5 protein-coding genes are annotated in these 4,099 nt (G+C 58.6%); 1 reads left to right on the top strand and 4 read right to left on the bottom strand.

What is annotated here, in order from left to right:
* Positions 1–476 precede the first annotated feature (476 nt).
* On the top strand, positions 477–731 hold the full coding sequence (locus tag KBF66_RS18965; protein WP_296661242.1) for a DUF4406 domain-containing protein: 255 nt from the start codon (positions 477–479) through the stop codon (positions 729–731).
* Between the two features lie 43 nt (positions 732–774).
* On the opposite strand, the gene KBF66_RS18970 is transcribed toward KBF66_RS18965, so the two are convergent.
* From KBF66_RS18970 to KBF66_RS18985, 4 genes are all read right to left on the bottom strand, one after another.
* The gene (locus tag KBF66_RS18970; RefSeq protein WP_296661236.1) at positions 775–1,044 is read right to left on the bottom strand and encodes a BrnA antitoxin family protein; all 270 of its coding nucleotides are present in this window, start codon (positions 1,042–1,044) and stop codon (positions 775–777) included.
* A gap of 305 nt (positions 1,045–1,349) precedes the next feature.
* Entirely contained in the window at positions 1,350–2,921 is a 1,572-nt protein-coding gene (gene amt, locus KBF66_RS18975) for an ammonium transporter (RefSeq protein ID WP_296661238.1), read from the bottom strand.
* A gap of 19 nt (positions 2,922–2,940) precedes the next feature.
* Positions 2,941–3,279 (bottom strand): P-II family nitrogen regulator, encoded by a 339-nt coding sequence (gene glnK, locus KBF66_RS18980; RefSeq protein WP_296661240.1) that lies wholly within the window; start codon positions 3,277–3,279, stop codon positions 2,941–2,943.
* Between the two features lie 27 nt (positions 3,280–3,306).
* Positions 3,307–4,099, bottom strand: a 793-nt coding sequence (locus KBF66_RS18985) for a TorF family putative porin (protein WP_365732557.1), incomplete at its 5' end; no start/stop codon positions are given.

Below are 4,099 nucleotides of genomic sequence, written 5' to 3' on the forward strand. Positions count from 1 at the left end.
GCCTGCGACGACCTGGCCATCACCCGCCGCTTTGTGGTGTACCCAGGCACCGAGCGCTTTGCGCTGCGCCATGGGGCACAGGCCATTGGGCTGAATGACATGGTGCAGGAACTGACGGAACCCATGCGCCGTGTATTGCACGAGGGGTAAGGGATGCAGAAATCACAAATATCCCATTTCTGGCGGCACTGGCGGGTGCATTGCGTCGTTGCAATCCGCTCGTTTAGCTGGCTAAACTTCGCGTCTTGCGCCTGGCACTGCATCCCGTCAGCACTCGCCATAAACGGGACATTTGCAATTTCTGCATCCCTAAGCATCAAATCAGCCCCTTGCGCAGGTAGTACCTGCGCAAGCAGCTATAAAAACAGTAGCATTCAAAGCTCTTGGAATGTAAAAAAACCACCCCAGCAGCAAGTTCGGGTGGGTCAGATTTGCCAGAAAAAGATGGTCAGCACCGCTTTGACCTGCACCCAGACTTGGCTGCAACGCTGCGGGCCATGGGCCACACGGCACTCAACCCCGCCGAAAACCCCGCGCCGCCGTGCGGATCGTGGCAAGCCTACATGCGACAGGCCATCACCCAGCTTGTGCAATGCCAAAGCATCGTGCTACGGCCCGGCTGGGCTGATAGCAAGGGCGCAGGGCTTGAGTTTGACATTGCAATGCGCCTTGGGCTGACTATGCACCGCTTTGAAGATGTGGTTCAGAAACCTGAAACGCTATTTATTTAATAGCTATCTGCGCACATCCAGCGTGCGCCAATGTCGGTTTTGGCTACACTCGCCCGGCCAAGTGCAGCGAGGCTCGCAGTGTGTCGTTAATGCGCGTTTGCCAGCCGTCCCCACTGGCGCGCAAGGCAGCCAGCACGTCGGCATCAAGGCGCAGCTTGACCGCCTCTTTGGTAACGATGGCCTTTGGCCTGCCCCGCAACTTGGCCTGCAAAGACGCTGGCAGCCCATCCAGGCGCACGGACTGATTGAACATTTCGTCCGTCCACTCCGGGTTTTCATCGTCAACCAGTTCAGGGTTGGGTTTCTTGTTCATACCGTTTTACCTCACGTTTATTCGCTTTGCGAAAGCTGATAACCCGAATGCCTTTGGCGGTTTCGGAAAACACCAGCGCATGCACCCGACCCGCCACCAGTAGTCCGTTTCACCAGAATTAGACATCAAATCAGCCTATTGCGCACGTACTACCTGCGCAAGCAGCTATAAAAACAGTAGCACCAAAAGCCCTTGAAACGCAAAAAACCCACCCCAGCAGCAAGCTCGGGTGGGTCAGGTTTGCCAGAAAGCGCGGGAGATACCCGCTGGCCCAGGGGTTTGGCGGCCCCTGGGTCACGCCCGCTTTAACGGTTGTAAGCCGTTTCTCCGTGGTAGGTAATGTCCAAACCTTCGCGCTCTTCTTCTTCGCTCACCCGCAGGCCCACGGTCAAGTCCACCAGTTTGAACGCCACCACCGACACCACAGCCGACCAGACCACGGTGGTCAGCACCGCTTTGGCCTGCACCCAGACTTGGGAGGAGATGGAATAGTCGGCACTGGCAATGGCCGAGGCCGTGACCCAGTCGGCCACGTAGCCGGGGCCGCCCAAGGCTGGCGAGTTGAACACGCCGGTCAGCAGCGCACCCACAATGCCGCCCACGCCATGCACGCCGAACACGTCCAGCGAGTCGTCAGCGCCCAGCAGCTTCTTCAGGCCATGCACACCCCACAGGCAGGCAAAGCCGGCCACGGCACCAATGACCAGCGCACCGCCGATACCCACGTTGCCCGCAGCAGGGGTGACGGCTACCAAACCAGCCACAGCACCCGAGGCAGCGCCCAGCATGGAGGCCTTGCCCTTCATCAGCGCTTCACCCATGCACCAGGCCAGCACAGCAGCCGCTGTTGCGCCAAAGGTGTTGATGAAGGCCAGCGCGGCAAAACCGTTGGCTTCCAGCGCGGAACCGGCGTTGAAACCAAACCAGCCCACCCACAACAGGGAAGCACCCACCATGGTCATGGTCAGGCTGTGCGGTGCCATGGCTTCACGGCCATAACCAATACGCTTGCCGACCATGAAGGCACCGACCAAGCCCGCCACCGCCGCGTTGATGTGCACCACGGTGCCGCCGGCAAAGTCCAGCGCGCCGCTTTGCCAGATGTAGCCGGCCTTGGCGTTCATCGCATCAACCACTTCTTTGCCGGTGTAGGCGTCAGGCCCCATCCAGAACCAGACCATGTGCGCAACCGGTGCATAGCTGAAGGTGAACCAGATCACCATGAACATCAGCACGGCAGAGAACTTCATTCGCTCGGCAAACGCGCCCACAATCAGCGCGCAGGTGATGCCGGCAAACGTGGCCTGGAAGGCGGCAAACACGATCTCGGGAATAACCACGCCCTTGCTGAAGGTGGCTGCGTTGACAAAAGTGCCTGCCGCGTTGTCCCAAATGCCCTTCATGAACAGGCGGTCAAAGCTGCCAATAAAGGCGTTGCCCTCGGTGAACGCAAGGCTGTAGCCGTAAATGAACCACAGCACCACAATCAGTGAGAACGTGACCATGACCTGCATCAGCACCGACAGCATGTTTTTGCTGCGCACCAGGCCGCCATAGAACAGCGCCAAGCCGGGCACGGTCATCAGAATCACCAGCAAAGTGGAGACCATCATCCAGGCGGTGTCGCCTTTGTTGGGCACGGGAGCCGCTGGCGTGGCCGCCGGGGTGGCGGGTGCCGCAGCAGCAGCCGTTGCAGCAGGTGCCACGGCATCGGTTGCCGCAGCTGGCGCTGCCGCCGTGGCCGCCGCATCAGCAGGTTTGGCCTCAGCGGTGGCTACGGCAGCAGCTGGCGCCACCGCAGCAGTTTCAGCGCTGGCAAAGGTTGCAGAGCTGAGCAGACCCAGCCCCAAAACCAGGGATAAAAATAGTTTTTTCATGGCAGTTCTCGCATAGGGGTTAGAGCGCTTCTTTGCCGGTTTCACCGGTGCGGATGCGAACAACTTGCTCCAGGTTGTAAACAAAAATCTTGCCGTCGCCGATCTTGCCGGTGCGCGCTGCGCCCTCAACGGCTTCAATCACGCGGTCCACCAAAGCGTCGTCAATGGCGGCTTCGATCTTCACTTTGGGCAAAAAGTCCACCACGTATTCGGCACCGCGGTACAGCTCGGTGTGGCCTTTTTGACGGCCAAAGCCTTTGACCTCGGTCACGGTAATGCCCTGCACACCGATGGAGGAGAGTGCTTCGCGCACCTCATCGAGCTTGAAGGGTTTGATGATGGCAGTAACAAGTTTCATGGCTTTTCCTTCGGTTTTATCGGGTCATCAGAAGCTGTATTTCAGGCCAACCGTCAGCGCGTTTTTGCCCAGGTTTTCAACCGGCGAGACCGCATTGGTGTAGAACGACGCACTGGCGTTGGTGCCAACGGCAGCCACTGTGGCAGACAGGCCGTTGCCAAAGTCTTTCGCCAGCGTCAGGGAATAGTCGGTGTAGTCACCCAGATCACCGGCTTGGTTGGGGATCATCTGGCGGCCAATATGCGGTGTGAGCGTCAGGCCGGAGCCCAGATCAAACGCAGCGGCCAGCTCAAAATAGGCGCTGCCTGCGCTGCTGTTGTTGGCAATGAAGTTGCTGGTGGCGCGGCTGTATTTGGCCGTGACCAAACCGTAGGTCAGGGCGGCATACACCTCGGTGGTGTTTGCGTTGGCAAGTTTGGTGGCCGCGTTATTGCCGGGGTACTGGTAGGTGATCACGCCAAGGTCGTAGCTCAAACCGCTTTTGATTTCACCTTTGTAGCCGCCGTACACGTCCACTTCAAGGTTGCCCTCGGTGGCGGTCACATAGTCCTTGATCCAGTTGATGCCGGAGCCCCAGACACCCAGGTACAGCCCGCTCTTGTGCGCAAAATCAACCCCGCCTTGCAGCGTTGGTTTGAATGAGGTTTGTGAAATGCCCCGAAAACGGTAGTCACTGGTTGCACCCACGTTGTACGATAAGGTGTAGATTGGCTCTGGTGCTTTGGCTTGCGAGAAAGCAGAGGTGCACAGGCACAAAGCGGCAAGCGCCAATGAGGATTTAGAAGTCAGGGTCATAAAGTGCTCCAAAGTTAAAAGGGGG

Source organism: Rhodoferax sp., assembly GCF_018063565.1.
Taxonomy (GTDB): Bacteria; Pseudomonadota; Gammaproteobacteria; order Burkholderiales; family Burkholderiaceae_C; genus Rhodoferax.

Bases quoted from the DNA above. Each gene is read 5' to 3' on its own strand.
- KBF66_RS18970 (WP_296661236.1), bottom strand. From the start codon at position 1,044: ATGAACAAGAAACCCAACCCTGAACTGGTTGACGATGAAAACCCGGAG.
- amt (WP_296661238.1), bottom strand. From the start codon at position 2,921: ATGAAAAAACTATTTTTATCCCTGGTTTTGGGGCTGGGTCTGCTCAGC.
- glnK (WP_296661240.1), bottom strand. From the start codon at position 3,279: ATGAAACTTGTTACTGCCATCATCAAACCCTTCAAGCTCGATGAGGTG.